Below are 1745 nucleotides of genomic sequence, written 5' to 3'. Positions count from 1 at the left end.
GCACTGCTCTTTAACAATTTATCAGACAATCTGTGTGGGCACTCGAAGATACGGATTCTTAACGTCGCAAGACGAAAAATGAATACCAAGTCTCAGAGTGAACAACAGTAAATTCATTTATGAATGAACAGTTTTAATTCTCGAGCATCAAACTTTAAATTGAAGAGTTTGATCATGGCTCAGATTGAACGCTGGCGGCAGGCCTAACACATGCAAGTCGAGCGGTAGCACAGAGAGCTTGCTCTCGGGTGACGAGCGGCGGACGGGTGAGTAATGTCTGGGAAACTGCCTGATGGAGGGGGATAACTACTGGAAACGGTAGCTAATACCGCATAATGTCGCAAGACCAAAGAGGGGGACCTTCGGGCCTCTTGCCATCAGATGTGCCCAGATGGGATTAGCTAGTAGGTGGGGTAATGGCTCACCTAGGCGACGATCCCTAGCTGGTCTGAGAGGATGACCAGCCACACTGGAACTGAGACACGGTCCAGACTCCTACGGGAGGCAGCAGTGGGGAATATTGCACAATGGGCGCAAGCCTGATGCAGCCATGCCGCGTGTGTGAAGAAGGCCTTCGGGTTGTAAAGCACTTTCAGCGAGGAGGAAGGCATTAAGGTTAATAACCTTAGTGATTGACGTTACTCGCAGAAGAAGCACCGGCTAACTCCGTGCCAGCAGCCGCGGTAATACGGAGGGTGCAAGCGTTAATCGGAATTACTGGGCGTAAAGCGCACGCAGGCGGTCTGTCAAGTCGGATGTGAAATCCCCGGGCTCAACCTGGGAACTGCATTCGAAACTGGCAGGCTAGAGTCTTGTAGAGGGGGGTAGAATTCCAGGTGTAGCGGTGAAATGCGTAGAGATCTGGAGGAATACCGGTGGCGAAGGCGGCCCCCTGGACAAAGACTGACGCTCAGGTGCGAAAGCGTGGGGAGCAAACAGGATTAGATACCCTGGTAGTCCACGCCGTAAACGATGTCGACTTGGAGGTTGTTCCCTTGAGGAGTGGCTTCCGGAGCTAACGCGTTAAGTCGACCGCCTGGGGAGTACGGCCGCAAGGTTAAAACTCAAATGAATTGACGGGGGCCCGCACAAGCGGTGGAGCATGTGGTTTAATTCGATGCAACGCGAAGAACCTTACCTACTCTTGACATCCACGGAATTTAGCAGAGATGCTTTAGTGCCTTCGGGAACCGTGAGACAGGTGCTGCATGGCTGTCGTCAGCTCGTGTTGTGAAATGTTGGGTTAAGTCCCGCAACGAGCGCAACCCTTATCCTTTGTTGCCAGCGGTTCGGCCGGGAACTCAAAGGAGACTGCCAGTGATAAACTGGAGGAAGGTGGGGATGACGTCAAGTCATCATGGCCCTTACGAGTAGGGCTACACACGTGCTACAATGGCGCATACAAAGAGAAGCGAACTCGCGAGAGCAAGCGGACCTCATAAAGTGCGTCGTAGTCCGGATTGGAGTCTGCAACTCGACTCCATGAAGTCGGAATCGCTAGTAATCGTAGATCAGAATGCTACGGTGAATACGTTCCCGGGCCTTGTACACACCGCCCGTCACACCATGGGAGTGGGTTGCAAAAGAAGTAGGTAGCTTAACCTTCGGGAGGGCGCTTACCACTTTGTGATTCATGACTGGGGTGAAGTCGTAACAAGGTAACCGTAGGGGAACCTGCGGTTGGATCACCTCCTTACCTGAAAGAACCTGCCTTCGCAGTGTCCACACAGATTGTCTGATGAAAA

1 rRNA gene is annotated in these 1745 nt (G+C 52.4%); it reads left to right on the top strand.

Annotated features, from left to right (window positions below):
- Window positions 1-156: 156 nt before the first annotated feature.
- Window positions 157-1696, top strand: a 16S ribosomal RNA gene (locus EDF81_RS23815).
- The last annotated feature ends 49 nt before the right edge of the window (window positions 1697-1745 follow it).

Origin of the sequence: Enterobacter sp. BIGb0383, assembly GCF_003751845.1 — a bacterium.
In the GTDB taxonomy this organism is placed as follows: domain Bacteria; phylum Pseudomonadota; class Gammaproteobacteria; order Enterobacterales; family Enterobacteriaceae; genus BIGb0383.
The sequence above is the reverse complement of the archived record's forward strand: the minus strand, read 5'-3'. Positions and strand labels throughout refer to the sequence as shown.